This is a genomic window from Shewanella sp. YLB-07 (genome assembly GCF_009377275.1).
The window spans coordinates 113472-132498 of record NZ_VOQB01000014.1 but is presented as its reverse complement, the minus strand read 5'-3'; the positions used below and the strand labels follow the sequence as shown (position 1 = coordinate 132498).

The 19027-nt window shown below is 45.2% G+C and carries 19 protein-coding genes; 5 read left to right on the top strand and 14 right to left on the bottom strand.

Features of this window, described 5'->3' with window-relative positions:
• The first annotated feature begins 253 nt into the window (after positions 1-253).
• Positions 254-2152 carry a methyl-accepting chemotaxis protein gene (locus tag FS373_RS25020; RefSeq protein ID WP_152830843.1) on the top strand — a complete coding sequence of 633 codons (1899 nt, stop codon included), beginning with the start codon at positions 254-256 and terminating at the stop codon, positions 2150-2152.
• A 65-nt stretch (positions 2153-2217) separates the two neighbouring features.
• On the opposite strand, the gene FS373_RS25015 is transcribed toward FS373_RS25020, so the two are convergent.
• The 7 genes from FS373_RS25015 to FS373_RS24985 all read right to left on the bottom strand — a co-directional run bounded on the left by FS373_RS25015 (position 2218) and on the right by FS373_RS24985 (position 7534).
• Positions 2218-2544, bottom strand: a complete 327-nt coding sequence (locus FS373_RS25015) for a DUF4870 domain-containing protein (RefSeq protein WP_185977098.1) — start codon at positions 2542-2544, stop codon at positions 2218-2220.
• A gap of 127 nt (positions 2545-2671) precedes the next feature.
• The gene (locus FS373_RS25010) at positions 2672-3364 is read right to left on the bottom strand and encodes an MOSC domain-containing protein (protein ID WP_152830842.1); all 693 of its coding nucleotides are present in this window, start codon (positions 3362-3364) and stop codon (positions 2672-2674) included.
• Between the two features lie 80 nt (positions 3365-3444).
• The gene (locus FS373_RS25005) at positions 3445-4902 is read right to left on the bottom strand and encodes a sensor domain-containing diguanylate cyclase (RefSeq protein WP_152830841.1); all 1458 of its coding nucleotides are present in this window, start codon (positions 4900-4902) and stop codon (positions 3445-3447) included.
• A gap of 379 nt (positions 4903-5281) precedes the next feature.
• Entirely contained in the window at positions 5282-6127 is an 846-nt protein-coding gene (locus FS373_RS25000; RefSeq protein ID WP_144048584.1) for a PfkB family carbohydrate kinase, read from the bottom strand.
• A 96-nt stretch (positions 6128-6223) separates the two neighbouring features.
• Positions 6224-6658, bottom strand: a complete 435-nt coding sequence (locus FS373_RS24995; protein WP_144049163.1) for a GNAT family N-acetyltransferase — start codon at positions 6656-6658, stop codon at positions 6224-6226.
• Positions 6658-7218, bottom strand: a complete 561-nt coding sequence (locus FS373_RS24990; RefSeq protein ID WP_144048585.1) for a GNAT family N-acetyltransferase — start codon at positions 7216-7218, stop codon at positions 6658-6660. The genes FS373_RS24995 and FS373_RS24990 overlap by 1 nt, the downstream gene beginning before the upstream one ends.
• A 37-nt stretch (positions 7219-7255) precedes the next feature.
• A complete protein-coding gene (locus tag FS373_RS24985) occupies positions 7256-7534 on the bottom strand; it encodes a putative quinol monooxygenase (RefSeq protein ID WP_144048586.1) in 279 nt (92 codons plus the stop codon).
• Between the two features lie 350 nt (positions 7535-7884).
• Here FS373_RS24985 and FS373_RS24980 point away from each other — a divergent pair, with 350 nt between their 5' ends.
• Positions 7885-8070 carry a hypothetical protein gene (locus FS373_RS24980; RefSeq protein WP_144048587.1) on the top strand — a complete coding sequence of 62 codons (186 nt, stop codon included), beginning with the start codon at positions 7885-7887 and terminating at the stop codon, positions 8068-8070.
• 145 nt (positions 8071-8215) lie between these two features.
• On the opposite strand, the gene FS373_RS24975 is transcribed toward FS373_RS24980, so the two are convergent.
• The 5 genes from FS373_RS24975 to FS373_RS24955 form a co-directional block, all read right to left on the bottom strand.
• Positions 8216-9553 (bottom strand): coproporphyrinogen III oxidase family protein, encoded by a 1338-nt coding sequence (locus FS373_RS24975; protein ID WP_144048588.1) that lies wholly within the window; start codon positions 9551-9553, stop codon positions 8216-8218.
• 353 nt (positions 9554-9906) lie between these two features.
• The gene (locus FS373_RS24970) at positions 9907-10893 is read right to left on the bottom strand and encodes a formate dehydrogenase subunit gamma (RefSeq protein WP_144048589.1); all 987 of its coding nucleotides are present in this window, start codon (positions 10891-10893) and stop codon (positions 9907-9909) included.
• Positions 10894-10924: 31 nt separating this feature from the next.
• Positions 10925-11494 carry a formate dehydrogenase FDH3 subunit beta gene (gene fdh3B, locus FS373_RS24965; RefSeq protein ID WP_144048590.1) on the bottom strand — a complete coding sequence of 190 codons (570 nt, stop codon included), beginning with the start codon at positions 11492-11494 and terminating at the stop codon, positions 10925-10927.
• Between the two features lie 18 nt (positions 11495-11512).
• Positions 11513-14368, bottom strand: a complete 2856-nt coding sequence (locus FS373_RS24960; protein ID WP_144048591.1) for a formate dehydrogenase subunit alpha — start codon at positions 14366-14368, stop codon at positions 11513-11515.
• A gap of 17 nt (positions 14369-14385) precedes the next feature.
• The gene (locus FS373_RS24955; protein ID WP_144048592.1) at positions 14386-14583 is read right to left on the bottom strand and encodes a formate dehydrogenase; all 198 of its coding nucleotides are present in this window, start codon (positions 14581-14583) and stop codon (positions 14386-14388) included.
• Between the two features lie 598 nt (positions 14584-15181).
• Here FS373_RS24955 and FS373_RS24950 point away from each other — a divergent pair.
• The 3 genes from FS373_RS24950 to FS373_RS24940 are packed head-to-tail and all read left to right on the top strand — an operon-like array spanning position 15182 to position 16912.
• A complete protein-coding gene (locus FS373_RS24950) occupies positions 15182-15406 on the top strand; it encodes a hypothetical protein (RefSeq protein WP_152830840.1) in 225 nt (74 codons plus the stop codon).
• A 48-nt stretch (positions 15407-15454) separates the two neighbouring features.
• A complete protein-coding gene (locus tag FS373_RS24945; RefSeq protein WP_144048594.1) occupies positions 15455-15934 on the top strand; it encodes a GNAT family N-acetyltransferase in 480 nt (159 codons plus the stop codon).
• A gap of 33 nt (positions 15935-15967) precedes the next feature.
• Positions 15968-16912, top strand: coding sequence for a LysR family transcriptional regulator (locus FS373_RS24940; RefSeq protein WP_152830839.1), 945 nt, complete (start codon positions 15968-15970; stop codon positions 16910-16912).
• Positions 16913-17267: 355 nt separating this feature from the next.
• Here the strand turns inward: FS373_RS24940 and FS373_RS24935 are convergent, their stop codons facing one another.
• Together FS373_RS24935 and fdh3B (FS373_RS24930) are read right to left on the bottom strand one after the other, a co-directional pair.
• On the bottom strand, positions 17268-18344 hold the full coding sequence (locus FS373_RS24935; protein WP_144048596.1) for a formate dehydrogenase subunit gamma: 1077 nt from the start codon (positions 18342-18344) through the stop codon (positions 17268-17270).
• Between the two features lie 69 nt (positions 18345-18413).
• Positions 18414-19004: a formate dehydrogenase FDH3 subunit beta gene (gene fdh3B / locus FS373_RS24930; RefSeq protein WP_144048597.1), complete on the bottom strand. Its 591-nt coding sequence runs from the start codon at positions 19002-19004 to the stop codon at positions 18414-18416.
• Positions 19005-19027 lie beyond the last annotated feature (23 nt).

Below are 19027 nucleotides of genomic sequence, written 5' to 3'. Positions count from 1 at the left end.
CGTTTTTTGGTAAAGATTGTAAAAAACAGGTTGCATAGAAGCTAAAAAATAACCATAATCTCACCCCCTAATAAAAGCGTTATCTAAACACCCAAACGCTAAGTTTCTATCTGAAACTCATATCCTATAAAACAAATCTAATCGAGCAAGCAAGCCTATGCTCAGTTTTAGATCCTCGGGTCACAAACCTAATGAGATTGACGCGATAGCTTTCACTTCAATCTCAGACTAGTTGCGAAAAAAGAAACTAAATATGCTTACTATCAAACAGAAGATATTACTGACGGTCACGTTAGCTGTGCTGTTATCCACCATACTCGTTGGTGTGCTGAGTCAACGCAGCGCTAAACAAGTCATAGAACAACGCATGTTGACCTCCGAACTGCCAAACATGATGCTGCAGATCCGCAATAAGGTTGAGCTGGATATCTCCACCTTGATGAATGCCGCCGAACAACTAGCCAACAGCCCAATGTTGATTCAATGGCTGGAAAATGACAGGCCCGAAGCCGAAGAGGCTCTGGTCGTCAATCAGCTGAAGATGATCACCCGCCAGTATGATCTCGCACAGGCCTCATTCGCCGATAGAGATACTGCCGCCTACTACACCCAAGACGGTTTCCTGAGAGAGTTAACTCCAGGTCAAGACGCCTGGTTCTTCGACTATAAGAACAGCGGTCAAGAACGTATGCTCAACGTGTTCACCGAAGCCAATGGCGAGGTGAAGCTGTTTATTAATTACCAGCAGCCTTACGGACGTGGTTTAGTCGGACTGGCCAAATCACTAGACGATATGGTTAGCCTGCTCAGTTCATTCAAAATTGAAAAGAGCGGCTTCGTCTATCTTGTCGACGCTAAGGGCGAGGTGAAACTGCATCAAGATACTCGCCGTATCGGCAGGAATCTGAGTAGCATATACAATAATCAAGCGAACAACCTACTCAACCGCGATGAATTTAGCCTGACTAAAATTGAACAAGATGGTCAAACCATCTTGGTCGCCAGCAGCTATATCCCCTCCATGGACTGGTATCTGATTGCCCAGGTGCCACAAAACGAAGTCTTCGCCATGCTCGAAGAATCTGCCTACCAGATCCTGATCTGGAGCCTGATAATCTCTATCATACTCATCTCTCTGGCAGTCTTAGTCGCTAGCTCAATAAGCCAGCCCATAGCTAAAGTCGCTAGCATGCTACAGGATATCGGTGAAGGTGAAGGCGACCTGCGTCAGCGCCTCCCGGTTAAGGGGAATGATGAGCTGGCTCAATTAGCCATGGGGTTCAACAGCTTCATCAGCAAGATTCAGGCATCGATTATCGAAGTCGGGGAAACCAGCGAGCAACTGAGTCAGTCGGCAAAAGATGTCGCCAATCAGGCACAGCAAACTCTGTCCGATAGCCAGCTGCAGAAAGATCAGACCATGATGGTTGTTACCGCCATCAACGAGATGGGTGCCACAGTCAATGAGATCGCAGGCAATGCGGCCCTGGCCGCCGATACAGCCAGGAATGCCGACGCTCAGTCTAATACAGGCCAAGAAGTTGTGACCCGCGCTCGTGATACCATCAATCTTCTTTCAGATGACGTTGAACAAGTTGGTGAAGTCATCGAGTCTCTGGCCACACACACTAAGTCTATCGAAAGTATTCTAGATGTTATTCGTGCTGTTTCCGACCAAACCAACTTGTTGGCACTCAATGCAGCCATTGAGGCCGCAAGGGCCGGTGAAGCGGGTCGAGGTTTTGCAGTCGTTGCCGATGAGGTAAGAAATCTCGCTTCCCGCACTGCAACTTCGACCAATGAAGTGCAGATCATGATTGATAAATTACAGACAGAAGCGACTCGTGCTGTTGATGCCATGGCCCAGAGTAGAGCTCGCTCCCTAGAAGGTGTCACCGCCGTCGACGAAGCCAGTCAGTCGCTGACAGGCATAAGCGAGCAGATAGGGCATATTACCGATATGAATATTCAAGTGGCTGCAGCAACGGAAGAGCAATCGACAGTAGTGGAAGATATCAATCGTAATGTCACCGAGATCAACGACATCACTCAGAGAACATCCGATACCGCCCATGCGGCTGCACAAGCGAGCCAATCTTTGAATCAGTTAGCGAGCCGATTAGATACGTTAGTGGCAGGATTTAAGGTATAAATATGATTGAGTTCCTAGGTTCTAGAACCTAGGAACTCAATAGAAAACTAATTGGTCAAAATTGATTAAGTTCGTGGTTTTATGAAGGTGATCGACAAGGGGTATTTATAACTAATCCCTTCACTGGCCTTCATTGCTGCAATAATCGTCAGCACTATATCCACTATCGCCAGCAGTCCAATCAGAATAAAACCGATACCGACAAACATCAGCACACAACTTATCATCACCCAGATGATCATACTGATCTTAAAGTTCAAACAGTTACGACCACATTCATCGACAAACGGGATCTCATCACGCTTCATCAACCAGACAATGAGCGGCCCGAGTATGCTACCAAATGGAATCAAGTAGCCGGCAAAGCTGGCCACTTGCACCAAGATACCCATGTTCATTTCATCTCTGGTGAGCTCTTGTACTTCTTCTGTTTGCTCTGTCACTCGCTTCTCTCCTTGAAATATCACATTAACAACACGTTTCTGACTAACATAATGAGTCTAACTACTTACACTAGCCCTACACTGGGCCGATGAGGCGCATCTGCCAATTTTCAATTTTTTGTTTGTCTAATCGCCGATGTAAGCTATTAACCCAAGAAGCCGCAAGGCCTTCACAGGAGGCCAGACGATCATAGCTCTGGGCATCGAATTCGGTAGCAAAATAGATTGTCATAGCATCTCGCACACTGATATTGGTGCGACGCTCTTTCAAATAGACACTCGCATCTTGGGTGATCTCACCGGCTTTAACGACACGATAAAACCAGCCACACAAACCACTTGTCTGCATGGCTAAGGCAAATTCTTTATGACCAAATTGGGTATTTAGCTTGAAGCAGGGCGATCTCGGCTGGGTTACCTGTAGCTCCACGTCACCTATGGATATGACGTCACCGATATTGACCTGAGTCTCATCCAGCCCTACGGTACTGATGTTCTCACCCATGGCTGGCGCATCTTTAAAACCAGCCATCATGTCCCAGCGACGATACTGGCCATAATGCTCCCGGGGGAAATGATGCAGCACCCTGTCTAAGCCACCATGATGCTTAGGGTCGGCTTGAGCATCACCTATGACGCGATCGATCTCGACCCGTAGCGAGGCTGAAGACTTTTTATGGGATATGCCACTAGAGACCCCCGTGGCATCACTTACCTCTTCTCCCAGATAGAGGCCAGACAAACGTTTAACCAGCAATTTTGCCGACATCCAAGTGATCCTTAATATCGAATAGTAAGTTCAGTAGGCTAATACAAAACTGAGCCAGAGGCTATCGAGATCTTGCCCAGCTACTGAGATAACACCACACGATCCCTGCCACACTCCTTGGCCTGATACAGGGCAACATCGACGCGATTTATCATCTCGGCAGGGGTTTCATTAGGTTTATACTCGGCGACACCTAAACTCACGGTAACGCTCAGCTCATACTCATTCACCCTAATTTTTCGCTTAGCTATGGTATCTCGTATACGCTCGGCAATATCCCCGCCGTGGCTCAACTCGATATTAGGCAACAGCAGCAGAAACTCCTCCCCACCCCAACGACAGACAACATCATGCTCTCGCAGCTGATTTCTGAGTATGTTAGTCACCGTTTTTATCACGAGATCGCCGATACTATGACCATAATTATCATTCACTCGTTTGAAGTTATCAATATCCAACAACACTATCGAGACACTAGTCTGGTTTTCACTGGCTTCAATTAGCGCCTTATCGAAATACTCTTCAAATATCTGGCGGTTAGCGGCTCCGGTTAACTTATCCGTCGAAGCCATATGTTCTAATTTTCGTTGATAGCGACCCAAGGTCAGATTAGCAATGAGCAGAATCCCGATAGTGACCAGCAGGCTAATAAGTAAGTTTCCCCAGAAAGTGGTCAATAACTTACGCTCACTTGCCACCTCCTCCTGCTCAACGATGAGGTACCATTTAAATTCAGGTACTAAACGGCTATTGATATACACAGTCTTACCGTCTCTGACATAGGAGAGAGAGGCGCTGGGGCTAGTTAAAATCCGCGTAGCCAGCTTATCTAACCCCGGTGTGCCTTGCAGTGTCTGGCTCCCAGTGAAAGAGCCTCCATTTAGAGTGACTTTGCCCTCTCTATCGACGAAGAAGACATGACGGTTATATCTTTTCTGATAAAGCTCCACCAGTTTCTTCACTTTATTGACTGCCAAGCCAACTCCAGTAACACCGATAAAATTACCCTCAAAATCAAACACTTTATAATTTACATAAACCACGGTACGGCTACTATCTGCCGAATCGGGATCGATATTAATCTCATAAAGTTCAGACTCCGGCAGAGAGCGAACACGAAAATACCAGGCATCGTCGGGCTCAGTATCTTGGATCTGTTTCAGAATCCCAGTGGAGTGATAATAATTCCTGCTCTTTTCGGAGATAAAAAAACTGGTCACGGTATCGTATTTACCTTGGATCTCGCGTAAATACCGGATCAGCTTTTCCGGATCTTGTTCCTCATCCAGAGTCCAGTCACGAACGAAGGTATCTTGTGCCATCAGAGAGGAGATAAAGATAGGTCGCAGCAGATCTTGTTGAATTTCGGAGTAGATGTTGTCACTAGTAAGTGGCAAGGTATTCTCTTCGATCTGCTCGCTTAGGGAATCATGGGCGACGCGGTAACTGATACTGCTGGTTAACAGAAACGCACTCAAGAGTAGAATCGACAGGATCCAGATGAACTTCTTCTTATCATTCCAAACGGTATTACCCATACGTTTACATCCCGTTACCACTAATTAGAAAATTAGAACTCTCACAAGTGTAACAATTATGTAAATATTAACCTGAAAATGGGCTCGATAGCAGTAATTAAATCCTAAAAAGGAAGAACATAGAATTCGGCATTAATATGGATCAACTTACTGCAAGTCAAGATAAATAGACAGTAGGGCAATCTGACCTAAGATAAAAAATGCCCTGCTGGGGAGCAGGGCAAAGCACATGATAAAAACGAATAATAAGTGGAAGAGTAGAGATGCAAAAACTCTATGGGCTTAGGATATAACGACAAGGTTACAACTAGATGGCGAAGGGATGAGAGATTTATGACAAATTCCTAGTTCCTAGTTCCTAGGAAAACAGAGGTCACATTCAAGCATTCAATTCAAGATATGTCTTTAACGCCTCTCCAGGGATTGAGCTTTGCGTCGCCACGGCAAATGCGGCCCATTGTGCGCCCTCTTTCATGGCGTCAATGATGGAGAATCCAGTTGCCATGCCATGAATAAGACCCGAAGCATAGGCATCACCGGCCCCTGTGGTATCGACAACACTGGAGGGAGTTGCATCCACATGTTCAATATCACCTTCAGTGTAGAGAATAGCGCCATCGGCACCGTCGGTAACGATAAAATGCTTAAGGCAGTCCCCAGCTATACTCAAGCCATACTCCCAGGGGGATAGGTCACTTCGCCCTGCCATATCCGTCTTAGAGGCGATCAATATATGACAAGGCCTAAGCCTGTCATCTTTCGCCAGTTGAGCAAAGACTAAACTATGGTTCAAGGCGGTTTTAGCCCAGCTCACCGCACCTTCGGCCGATGAGTTAAAATACACGGCATCCCACTGGGACCATACAGGTGGTGCAGCTAATTCGAAGATGGGTCTCTGTGGTCTGATAATGGTTCGCTCACCGTCCGGCGTCATCACCAATAACATCTCATTACTGGTTTCATCGTGTCTTTGTATAAGATGACATTCGATACCTTGAGTACTCGCCTCCGCCAGTAACCAATCGCCAATCTTATCTCGTCCCACTTGACTGACCAAGGCGACTCTATGATGTGCCCAGACTAAGCCTAACCCAGTATTGGCACCTCCTCCACCCAGCCTTTGCCCTCCATCCTGATAATGAAAACGCCCACCAGTCTGTAGAGGTTTATCCAGCTGCAGGATACGGTCACAGTTCAAATTAGCAATCAGAAGAATATTGGCCATTAACAGGCTCGCAATAGAGATGTCATAGAATGATGGTAAGGGATTTTTCCGATCTAGCCAACTCCGATTCAATCAACTTAGGCTATAGATCAAAATCTACTTAACAATGTACATGCCTTCACTCTCAGGACGACTGAGCTTAAAGCCAAACTTCTTATACAAAGCAGGCACATCGGCCATTAGGGTAATGTAGGCGCCAGTAGGTGCTTCGCGATTAAGATAATTCATGATCTGCTGCATAATCTCACGCCCTAAGCCCTGCCCCTGATAATCCGGATCGACAGCGATATCGACGATTTCAAAATTCAGAGCCCCATCACCAACCACACGCCCCATGGCAATGACCTTGTGTTCTGTACTCTCATCACTCAGGTGAATATGAACGCCATACAAGCTGCGAGGCAGACCTTTCACTACAGCCTCTCTCGGCCTGGGTGTCAGCCCTGAGATGAGTCTTAATCTGATAAAATCATCTGCTGGTGCGACTTCTTGTAAGACTGATAAGTTAGCAACTAGCTCAGGCATAGGCATTAACCAACTTGGGGTCTCCATTCTGAAGCTAGCATGGCATATTGAAATTCACTGCCCCAAGCCCCCTTAAAAAACACATTCTCGATAAAATGCGCTTCTCGTCTAAAGCCCACTCTCTCTAACAATAACCAGGATGGGACATTTTCGGCATCAGTAGCAGCTATCACTCTATGGGGTTTCAGCTGGGTAAATAGGTATGCTAGTAGACCAATCACGGCTTCGGATGCAAACCCTTGTCCCTGAAAATCAGGCGCGAAGGTAAAACCTATCTCTATCTGCTTATCATCGATAAAATGGACCGCAAGATCGCCCAACAACTGACTTCCATCAAGGTTTTGAGGTGTTTTTGTTGTGATCGCCAACTGAAACCAGTGGCCTACATCACCAAATGGCACCTTTTGCATCTCCTCGAACAGAGACAGAGCATCCTGGTAGCTATATTCACTCCAACTCTGATACTTAGCCACATCGGGCAAGGCTCTGTAGTCGGCAAAAGATTGCAGATCATTTAGCTCAAACTCACGACAGATAATGCGCTCAGTCTGAAATAGAACTTTCATATTTATTATCTCCAAAGATTCGCCCGAAAGAGATTAATCATGACTGGTAATAACTCCCCTTAGGAGCCTCACCAAAGAGTGGCATCGCAGCCTGCATCTGATCTTTAGGAAAATTATCGACTGAAGCCTGATGGGCTTCTACACTTAGCCAACGTTCGATGACGGCAAAGGATTCCGGGCTATCCTGTTTACGAAGTACATCATATGAAACGCATCCCTTCGACTGGATTATATATGAGCTAAGCAATTGTAAAAAGTGGTATAACTCTTCGCTCTTTCCTGCGGCAGCCTGAAACTCCCCGATACGCACAATCATCTAAATGTCCTTATTAAATGCCATTATTAGTACATGCCAAACTACCTGAAACTAAAATATTTTCAACCATTCCCAGCGCTTTTCACGGACTAATACCAATCATTAACATATATATTATTAATGACTTTGATTCGCTAATCTCAATGTAAGAGATCTCTCAATCCCGTGTCAGATATAGGTAAGCAATCAGGGTGAAAAAAACAAAATATAGCGCCAATAGATTGTTTTATCTAAATAATAATACATGTTTCATCTATGTTACAGGATAGTGGTTACATAATTCATCATTTACCAAAGAAGTATTTTCGTAAAATAGGCTCAGACCATGGATGGAATTTTAGGATTGTTGAATGGAATCAATAATTAATTTTGAAGAGATCTTAGATCTTGTCGGTACCCCGGAAAATAAACTCAGACGCTATCGTGCCTGCCTCAAAGAATTCGACCGTCTCCAATATGATGATCCTTTCATCAAACAGATCCGCTTAGAGATAGTACATCTTGAAGAGCAGGTCAAAACACTTGCCAAAATTTAAAGCCTCTGGGCTACACTCATTTAAATCCCTTAACAAATTGCAGGTTTGCTAATAACCTATATCGCTATCGCCCTAGAAACGGTTCTAGAAACAAAAATGGCTGAAGTAAAACTTCAACCTTTGATGCATTTTCATGTGGCACAAATTACATATCACATGCCTTGAGCGGCTTACGCAGCTGAGCGCGCACATTATCCATCCCCGAATAGAACTCTTTCATCATCAAGAGGCCCATCATCTTGCCGTTATCCGTAACGATCAAATTATCCGGATCACTTAGATCATTCTTGATTGCACCTATCATTTTCATTGAGGTCATCTCTTTAAACAGCGCGGTATCAAGGTTTACCCCAAAAGTCTCACGGAAATATTTACGGGATAAGCGGCCCGAGAACATGCCTAATAAGAAGCGATATTGCATCACATCTTTCTTACTGTAGTTCTTTTGCTGCTCGACGCCCATGCGCCCAGCGGCAATATTTTCATGATATTTACGCAATGAGAAGTTATTCACATACAAGGTATCATCTAAGAAACTAAACGATCCTGAGCCAACACCTAAGTACTCGTCATAATCTATGACATATTCATCGAAACCTTCGTCGTTAGCCTTACCGAAGGCCCATGAAGAGAGCTGAGTATATTGTCCATTTAGACTATTTAAGATCTGACGATATTGACGTGCCATATCTCCCTGAGATGCAGCTAGTTTACCTTTCACACTCTTGCGAGTCTGATGAGTGATCATCAAAGGATAGGTGGTTATCTGACGTGGGTCTAATTTAGCGGCCATATCCAGATCATGCTGGATAATCTCATCTGTTTGCCCACGAAAACCGAAGATCAAATCAACGTTAATGATCGGGAACAGCTCTTTAGCCGCCATGATCTTATCGAACGTCTGCTGACCCGAGCCAAACTTCTCGATGCGGTCCGTCATTGTAAGAATGTCATCGTTAAAACTCTGCACCCCAATGGACATACGATCCACCAGCCCCTCTAATTGCTTAAAGCCAGGGCTATCTAAATGCTGAGGATCAGACTCACAAGAGACCTCCTTGATACTCGGAAACAGCTTCTTAGCATGTTCGATAGTACGGGCGAGCTCGTCTTCCAGCACAGTTGTCGTGCCGCCACCGATATACATGGACTCGAAGTCATAACCAAGCGCCTTAACCATATCCATCTCTTTACGTAGGGAGATAAAGTAAGCGCGAGCCTTGTCTTCCTTAAACAGGAAACGATGGAAGGTACAAAATGAGCAGAGCGTATGACAGAAAGGGATATGGGCATAGAGCATATATTTCTTGCCCTCTATCGGAGCTGGCATCATGTCGGCAGAATGAGTATCGAGTCTCAGGTTTTTATCCACATAGAACTGCATCACTCGCTCCATAGCGCCGAGCATCCAATTGGGGACGGTAATATCGGCCTGGTAAGGCTTAATAATTTCACTATGACTTGGCTGAATAATTGAAGACATAAAATTCCTAACTGCTCGGTCTCAAAGAACAAGGTCCGTGATGAATCGAGGCGAAAAAGAGGCACGCATGCTATGTTAATCGCACAAAAGTACCACTTAAGTTATAGGTAAAATGTGAACTGGCTATAAGTTATCGAAGCAAGGGATACAATCAGTTGGGTTTTGTTAAGCCAGTCATGTTTTAGCCCTTACTCAATAAAGCGCCAGCAGTTATCAGTCTGTCAGTTACACTCACGCTCGCAGCTTACCAGCACACATAAAAAACACCCCACCAGTTACCTGACGGAGTGTTTTTAATAAGGACCTAGAGCCTAGGAACTCGTAGCTCGAAACTCGCGTCTCTTAGCTAAAGCTTAATCCTTATATTTCAGCGTGCCATTTTCTTTAATCTCATCGAACCAAAGATTATGGTGCTGTGTCGCCCAGGTCTCGTCACAATAGCCGGACTTCATACACTCCATACCACCTTCAGACATAACGGTAGCCATAAAGATATGTACGATAGAGAAAGCCGTGATAATGATGGCGCTGACCGAGTGCAGTACCAATGCAATCAGACTCAGGTTACGGCTAGGCTCGAACAAGTTCGGGAATAGCATTAACATACCTGAAGCCGAGATCAGCAGTCCAAATAAAGCAAAAGCCCAGAACCACAGCTTCTCACCGGCATTAGCAAAGCCAGCATCCGGGTGCTTACCCTTGAATGGACCGAAGTTGATATACCCACCCACTACCAGCATCCACTTGATGTCATACATCTTAGGCAGCTGATTCTTGGCCCATAATGTGACCATCAAGGCCCAACCTAACATGAAAGGAATCGCCATAAAGTCATGTATCTGCTTGGCAGCATAGACAAAACCAGACCACAGACTCTCAGGCATATAAGGTTGGAAGAAGAAACGACCCGCCAGTAACGACAGACCCGTCAAAATCAGTAGCAGACATGGAATAGCGCCAAGCCAATGAATGGATACATCAAATTTAGACCAGCGGTAAACCAACTTACCAGAGAATCCACCGTGAAGCTTAGAGATGCCGTTCACCTTGATAAACAAGATAAAAACGATGATCATGCCAAATAGCGCTGCCATCAAAGCTGGCGCAAGCAAATCACTACGTAACTCTAACACGCGCAGATCATAGGTATTGATAGCTTGATTGTGAAACTGACCCTGTGAGGTTGTCTCACCGGTTACCCCAGCCTTCAATTGAGACCAAATCTGGCCCTCTGTCGCAACAGCCTGCTGAGCTGCCGGTGAAGAACCAGCTTGAGCTAAACCGATAGCACTAAACATAAGTACCAAGCTTAAGCCTATCTGTTTGAACAATTTGTTCATATTACATCCTTAGAAATGCACAGCAGATCTATTAACCCCAGATTGCATTTTTAGAGCCACGGTATGCAACACGCTCACGGAAGATAGATGAGATAATCTCAGCATCACCCGCCAGTAACGACTTAGTCGCACATAGCTCGGCACACATAGGTAGCTTGCCTTCAGCGATACGGTTTGAGCCGTACTTCTGACGCTCTGCATCTGAATGGTTCTCTTCAGGACCACCGGCACAGAAAGTACACTTATCCATCTTGCCACGAGTACCAAAGGCGCCCTTCTTAGGGAACTGAGGTGCACCGAACGGACAAGCATAGAGGCAGTAACCACAACCGATACAAGTATCCTTGTTGTGCAGCGTTAAACCATCTTCAGTCTGGTAGAAACAGTTTGCCGGGCAAACTGCCATACAAGGTGCATCTGTACAATGCATACATGCTACCGAGATAGAGGCTTCACCTGGCATACCATCATTGATAGTAACAACGCGTCGACGTTGAATACCCCATTCTAGAGCCGAGTCGTTTTCGTTCTTACAAGCTGTGACACAACCGTTACACTCGATGCAGCGCTTGGTATCACACAAAAATTTCATTGTAGCCATAATGGCAATTCTCCTAGCTTACGCTTTCACAATCTGGCAAAGCGATGCCTTGGTTTCCTGCATCTGAGTCACAGGGTCATAACCATAAGTCAGTGCAGTGTTCGCAGACTCACCAATAACATAAGGAACCGTTCCTTCCGGGTAGTTAGCTGCCAGGCTTTCACCGTGCATCTCACCCGCGAAGTGGTAAGGCATCCAAGTCACACCCGGCTTAACGCGAGGCGTAACCATAGCTTGGATCTTAATGCGACCACCCTCGGCACCCTCTAACCAGACAGTATCACCGTTGCGAATGCCACGATCGGCAGCGTCGGCAGGACTTATCTCAACAAACATCTGCTGCTGAAGCTCGGCAAGCCATGGGTTAGAACGAGACTCTTCACCACCGCCTTCATACTCAACCAGACGACCAGAGGTCAATGCTAGTGGGTACTTAGCCGCAGTATCTTTCTCTTGGATAGATTTATACAGAGTCGGTAGACGATGAACCTGCATATCATCATAAGTGGGGTACTTAGACACAAGATCACGACGCGGCGTATAAAGCGGCTCACGGTGAACTGGCGCCTGATCAGGGAAGGTCCATACGATACAACGCGCCTTCGCGTTACCGTAAGGAATACACCCATGCTTCATGGCCACACGTTGGATGCCACCGGAAATATCTGTTTTCCAGTTTTTGCCATCGGCTTCGGCTTTCTCGGTCGCCGTTAGATCATCCCACCAACCCAACTGCTTAAGCATCTGAGAGGTAAACTCCGGGTAACCATCGGTGAGCTCAGAACCTTTAGAGAAACTGCCTTCGGCAAGTAGGTTCTTACCCTTGTACTCAACACCAAAACGGGCACGGAAGTTACCGCCACCATCGAGCACATGCTTGTGTGTGTTATAAAGAATCTGAGTACCTGGGTGCTTCTGCTCTGGTGTGCCCCAACATGGCCAAGGTAGACCGTAAGTATCACCCTTAGCCGGTCCGCCAACCGCTTCAAGTGTCTTGTTGCTAAATGTACCCCAGTTTTGGGTGTGCATCTTCAAACGCTCAGGGCTCTGACCTGACATACCGATAGTCCACATACCGCGGTTAATTTCGCGAGTAATGTCTTCGATAACCAAAACATCATTGGCATCTTTGGCGATACGTTTAGTGAACTGTTCGGCGAAGCCTAGCTTCTGAGACAGGCGATACATGATCTCAAGATCGGTCTTAGACTCAAACAAGGGATCTATAACTTTTTCACGCCACTGTTGGCTACGACCCGAGTTAGACACTGAACCTTCAGTCTCAAACTGAGTACAAGCAGGTAGCAGGTAAACGCCATTCTTACGACGATGCATAACACCAGCCATAGTCGGGAACGGATCCACGACGACAACAGTGTCCATCTTATCCAATGCATCACGCACATCACGCTGACGGGTCTCAGTGTTAACCGATTGCCCCCAGAAGAAGGCCATGCGAATACGGTCTTTCTGCGCTAATGCTTCAGGCGTCTCGAGGACACCGTCATGCCAGCGAGAACATGGAATACCCGGAGTATTCATCGGCACGCGGCCCAAGTACTCATTTTGATCGAAACGAGACTTAACCCAATCGAACTCAAGATCCCATACATGAGACCAGTGCTTCCATGAGCCCGTCTTAAGACCGTAGTAACCAGGCAGCGTATCGAACAATAGACCTAAATCGGTCGCACCCTGTACGTTATCGTGACCACGGAAGATGTTAGTACCGCCACCCTTAACGCCCATATTACCTAGGGCAAGTTGCAGGATACAGTAGGCACGAGTGTTAGCATTACCAACGTGATGCTGAGTACCACCCATACACCAGACAACGGTACCAGGACGGTTATCAGCCATTAGCTTAGCCGCTTGATAAACGTCTGCTTCGCTTACACCAGTGACGTGTTCAACTTCTTTAGGTGGGAACTTCTTCGCTTCTTTGCGAATCGTTTCCATCTCGAAAACACGCTCTTTGATAAAGGTCTTATCTTCCCAGCCATTTTCGAAGATATGCCAAAGCATACCGTAGATGAATGGAATATCGGTACCAGGACGAAGTGCACAGTGCAGATCAGAGTGAGCCGCAGTACGTGAGAAACGTGGATCGACAACAATAATTTTAGCGTTGTTCTTCTCTTTCGCGATCAGGATATGCTGCATGGCAACGGGATGCGCTTCAGCCGGGTTAGCCCCAATGAAGAAGATTGCGTTGGCATTCTGAATGTCGTTGAAAGAGTTAGTTTGCGCACCGTAGCCCCAAGTGTTTGCAACACCGGCTACCGTGGTAGAGTGACAGATTCGAGCCGAGTGATCGACGTTGTTGGTGCCCCACATAGCCGCAAATTTACGGTACATGTAGCAGCCTTCATTAGAGAACTTAGCGCTACCCATGAAATAAAGTGAATCAGGACCGGACTCTTTACGAATATCCAGCATCTTATCGCCAACTTCATTAAAAGCTTGCTCCCAAGATAGTTTCTTCCACTTGCCATCCACAAGTTTCATCGGATATTTAAGACGCTTTTCACCATGACCATGTTCACGCAGCGCAGCACCTTTAGCACAATGGCCACCGGCGTTGAATGGGTGATCAAACGCAGGTTCTTGACCTGTCCAGACACCATTTTGAACTTCAGCATATAGACCACAACCTACCGCACAAGCACTACATACGGTGCGCTTGATCTCGATTGGTGCATCATGTGGGACATCTTTGGCTTCTGCACGACGCATCATGCCAGTGCCCAAGAGTGAAGCCGCTGCAATACCACCAGAGGTGATACCTGCATGCTTCATAAACTGACGACGGCTAATGCCTAGAGTCTTCTTCTCGACTTTAGGTGCCTCGTTAGATTTGCGAGTTAACTGCATATCTAAAACTCTCCTAATTAGCTTCTCAAGCTATTGTAATAACTACGGATGTGCGTAGTTTCATGATAGCCATTCGCACTTTTCGTGCCTAGATTACTCTCTGTTGCTTGAGCGGCACTTATACCTGTAGCGGCAAGGGCGACCGTCGCCGTACCACCTATAGTGAGTGCTTTCAGCAAAGATCTTCGGTTCAGATCAGGCTGTTGCTTCTTCATTTTTACTCCTGGGAAGGAATCGTTAAATATTAAGAATGCTTATCCACATATTTAATGTCGAGCGAATGTTAACCACTTGTTAGCTAAATGGTCTTTCTCAACACGATTTTTTATTTTAAAAAAGCATTCAACAAATTGCACAGGAAATATAAGCAAGTTTTACCGAGAGAATATTGATCTGAAACGGATAAGGATCGCTATTAAGTCCACCCGTTTTCTAAAGTGTTAACCCAATCATGTTTTGGAATTTATTTTAATTTTACGACGTAAACCTATGGCAATGACCGAGCTAAACTTGTTACTGACATGTACAACTAATAGGCTGATACTTAAGGAAAAAGGCAATTAGGAATGGTTTTTATTTCGGCTTTAAACAAGGTACAACATATTCTTAGCACAGTAAAAAAGTGACGAGTATCTAACTATAGAAAAGTGATTCAAGAAAGCGCTAACAAAGCCATAAACATAACCTCCATTTATGATTATCCACAACTACCTGCTCATGACTTAAAATCATACCAACCATGATATATATTGATTATATGTCATGGTTGGTTACGCCTTATAGTGAAGTCAAAGTAGAGTAAAACGAATAAAGGTGGCACAAATTAAAACACTATCGCTGGCATTATTAATAACCGCAGCCTTGGTTTCTTTTGCTACAACCAGAATCCAAAGTGTCACTCATCAACTCGGTAATACACAGGAAATGAAGACTAAACAGCAAGACCCCAGCCTAGAGAAGAAAAAGCTCAGGTTACGGATAGAAAGAATGCTCGTTTCTGAAGAGATGATCAAAAAGTGGCGCGAAGGACATCTGTAACTTAGTTGCAAGTACAGTTAGATATAACCACATATAGAGAGGTGTATAATGTCTTTAAAAATAGTAGAAGTAACACCAGAAGTTGATAGTCTTGTATGCGCAATAATCAAGAGAGTTGGTGAGGAGTACGGAGCTGTGGGGGAAGGCTATGGCCCCTCAGATGCTGAAGTAGAAAATATGAGTCAGCATTATAGCAATATCAATAGCCTCTATTTGGTCGCAAAATTAAATGGAAAAGTAGTTGGAGGCTGTGGTGTTGCCCCCTTTAACAAGAGCAGTGACATTTGCGAACTAAAAAAACTATTTCTATTAAAAGAAAGCCGTGGACATGGTTTAGGAAAAAGCCTAACGATAAAGTGTTTAGAGTACGCCAAGCAGCAAGGGTATCAACAATGTTATTTAGATACCCTGTCTAATATGGATTCAGCGATTCGTCTTTATGAAAAACTAGGTTTTGAGCATTTAAGTGAATCTTTGAGCGGAACAGTACATAACGCGTGTGATGTATGGATGCTAAAAACACTATAAAGCCAATCCTTAATATGGCTCTGAGAAGATATAATGAATAACTACAAGTTACTTCGACCGCTATTATCATTATTACAGACGCGAAATTTAACCTTATCAGCCCATCAGCTGAACGTTACACAGTCTGCAATGAGCAGGAGCCTGTTACAAATTAGAGAGGCATTCGATGATCCCATATTAATTCGTGAGGGTCAGAATTTTATATTGACACAAAGGGGGGAAGAACTGCTCATCGAGCTCCCAGGTATACTCACCACGCTTGACTCCCTTTACTTAACTGAGACATTTAATCCAGCAAGCTGTAAACGACGCTTTCATTTAGCCTATACCTCTTTCTTATCATCAATAACGAGTGCTCTAATTTGCTCTGAGCTAGAGAAGGTCTCACCAGACCTAAGTATTGACTGCCAATTATGGCAAGGACAGAGTCTCTCCGATGACGAAATGAAAAAGGTAGACTTAGTTGCTTCAATTGCAGATACAATTCCTGAGAATATCTATGGGAAGAAATTGATTGAAGACTCGTATGTAGCTGTCATGTCAAAGAGCTGTACGCTTGCAAATGAGCCTCTTACGCTCGAAAGCTATGTGAGATCTAAACATGTGCTAGTGCGCAGTATTACCAATATCACCAAGCAAGTTGATAAAGTTATGCAGCCTACTGGATATGAAAGAAAAGTATTAGCAAATGTCCCCTCATTTTTCGATGCCTTTAAAGTCATTGATACAACAGAAGCCATCATCACAGTGCCCCGACATATCATTGCTGAGTATTGCAATATCTTTGATTTAAAAGTGAAGCCACTCCCCTTTAAATTAGAAACACACCCATATTATTTACTCTGGCATGCCAAGTATCAAAACGATCCTGAACACAAATGGTTTAGAGAGTTTTGCTTTCCGTTACTAAAGAATTATCTTGAAACTGCAATCGAGAAAGGGCAACAACTGACTTTATCTAAAGTACCTAGAGCCTAGGTTCCTTATAGTATCGAGCTCAAGACACAACAAAGAAAGCTTCGAGTCGCGAGACAGATAGGCTCATCATTCGTTCTCATTGATGCGTCAGCATCACACTCAAGATTTAGATATAAAACTCCCCTTCTACTACGACCTTATAGTTCGAGAATAATCCACATCCATATGAAACTCCCCTCCAACTACATCCATATAGTCCGGGGATAATCACATCCATATGAAACTCCCCTCCAACTACATCCATATAGTCCGGGGATAATCACATCCATATGAAAAAAGCCCCAGCGAACTAAATCGACTGGGGCTTTTTATTAAGTTCCTAGGGCCTAGGTTCTAGTTCCTAGGATCTTTGACCTTAATCTTTATATTCTAAACTACCATTCTCTTTGATCTCGTCGTACCAAAGATTATGATGCTGCACTGCCCAGTTCTCATCACAGTAACCTGACTTCATACACTCCATGCCACCTTCACTCAATACCGTCGCCATCCAAATATGCACGATAGTAAAGGCGATAATGATGATCGCGCTGATAGCGTGGATGAGTAGTGCCGCCATTGAGGCTTCACGTGGTAACTCAAGACCAGGCAGGACTAACATGATGCCGGAAACACAGATGAACAAACCGAACACAGTTAGCGTCCAGAACCACATCTTCTCACCGGCGTTAGCAAAGCCACTGTCAGGGTGCTTACCCTTGAATGGTCCAAAGTTGATGTAACCACCAACCACGAGAAACCATTTAAGGTCGTACATCTTAAATGTCTGCATCGGCATCCATTTTACGACGCACAAGACCCAAGCTGCCATAAATATCGGACCCACATAATCATGGATAGTCTTACTGACATAGATCATTGCCGCCCATATTCCTTCTGCCACATAAGGCTGCAGAACATGTTTACCCAACATTATGGTGAGACCGGTAAAAATCAGCCCCAAACAAGATAGGGCTAACACCCAGTGGATCCACAAATCAGCCTTAGTCCAACGCAGTACCATCTTGCCAGAGAACCCTTTACTTAACTTAGAAGGTCCATTAACAAAATAAAATACCAGGAAGGCTGAAAATACGCCTAATACAGCGAAGGCCATCGCAGGGGTAAGATAATTATTCTTAATATCTTTCCCTTGATTGCCGGCGATATTAATTAACACATTCGCTTCGACACCCTGGGCCGTTGTATAACCTGAATCACCAGCTTTAACAGCACGCCATAGATCTGCATCGCTGGTTTTAGCTGTAGCTATCTGCTGACTGGTTTGACCGTCGGCTGCAAATGCTGTCGCGCTCATACCTAAGCCAGTCGCTAGCACACTCGTTAATACCAAAGGCAAAACCAGCACAGAAAACAACCTGCCTAGTGATTTAAAAACCAAGTCAGCAGTTAGCACCAGAGCAAACAGGCTTGGTAGTGATTTAAAATTCATAGTCACTCCTTTATCGGACTTATAATCGGGCTGCGAAAATCACTCATAGCCCGATGGGTCCTAATTGCCCTATGCACCGGTCTGAGGTGTGTAACCCCAGATTGCATCTGGATTACCACGTGCCGCGGTACGCTCTCTAAAGATACTGGATACTATCTCAGCATCACCGGCAAGTAAGGCCTTGGTCGAACAAAGTTCGGCACACATAGGCAACTTACCTTCGGCGATACGGTTAGCACCGTACTTCTGACGCTCTGCATCTGAATGAGTCTCTTCCGGACCACCAGCACAGAAGGTACACTTATCCATCTTGCCACGACTACCAAATGCCGTCTTTTTAGGGAACTGAGGCGCCCCAAATGGACAGGCATACAAGCAGTAGCCACAACCGATACAAGTATCCTTGTTGTGCAGCACTATGCCGTCTTCGGTGCGGTAGAAACAATCGGCCGGACAGACTGCCTGACAAGGCGCGTCGGTACAGTGCATACATGCCACTGAGATCGACGCTTCACCCGGCTCACCATCGTTAATTGTCACTACACGGCGACGTTGAATTCCCCATTCGAGAGCGGAATCGTTTTCGTTCTTACAAGCTGTGACGCAACCGTTACACTCGATGCAGCGTTTGGTGTCACACAAAAATTTCATGACTGCCATGTTGGCTATCTCCTCATCAAGTT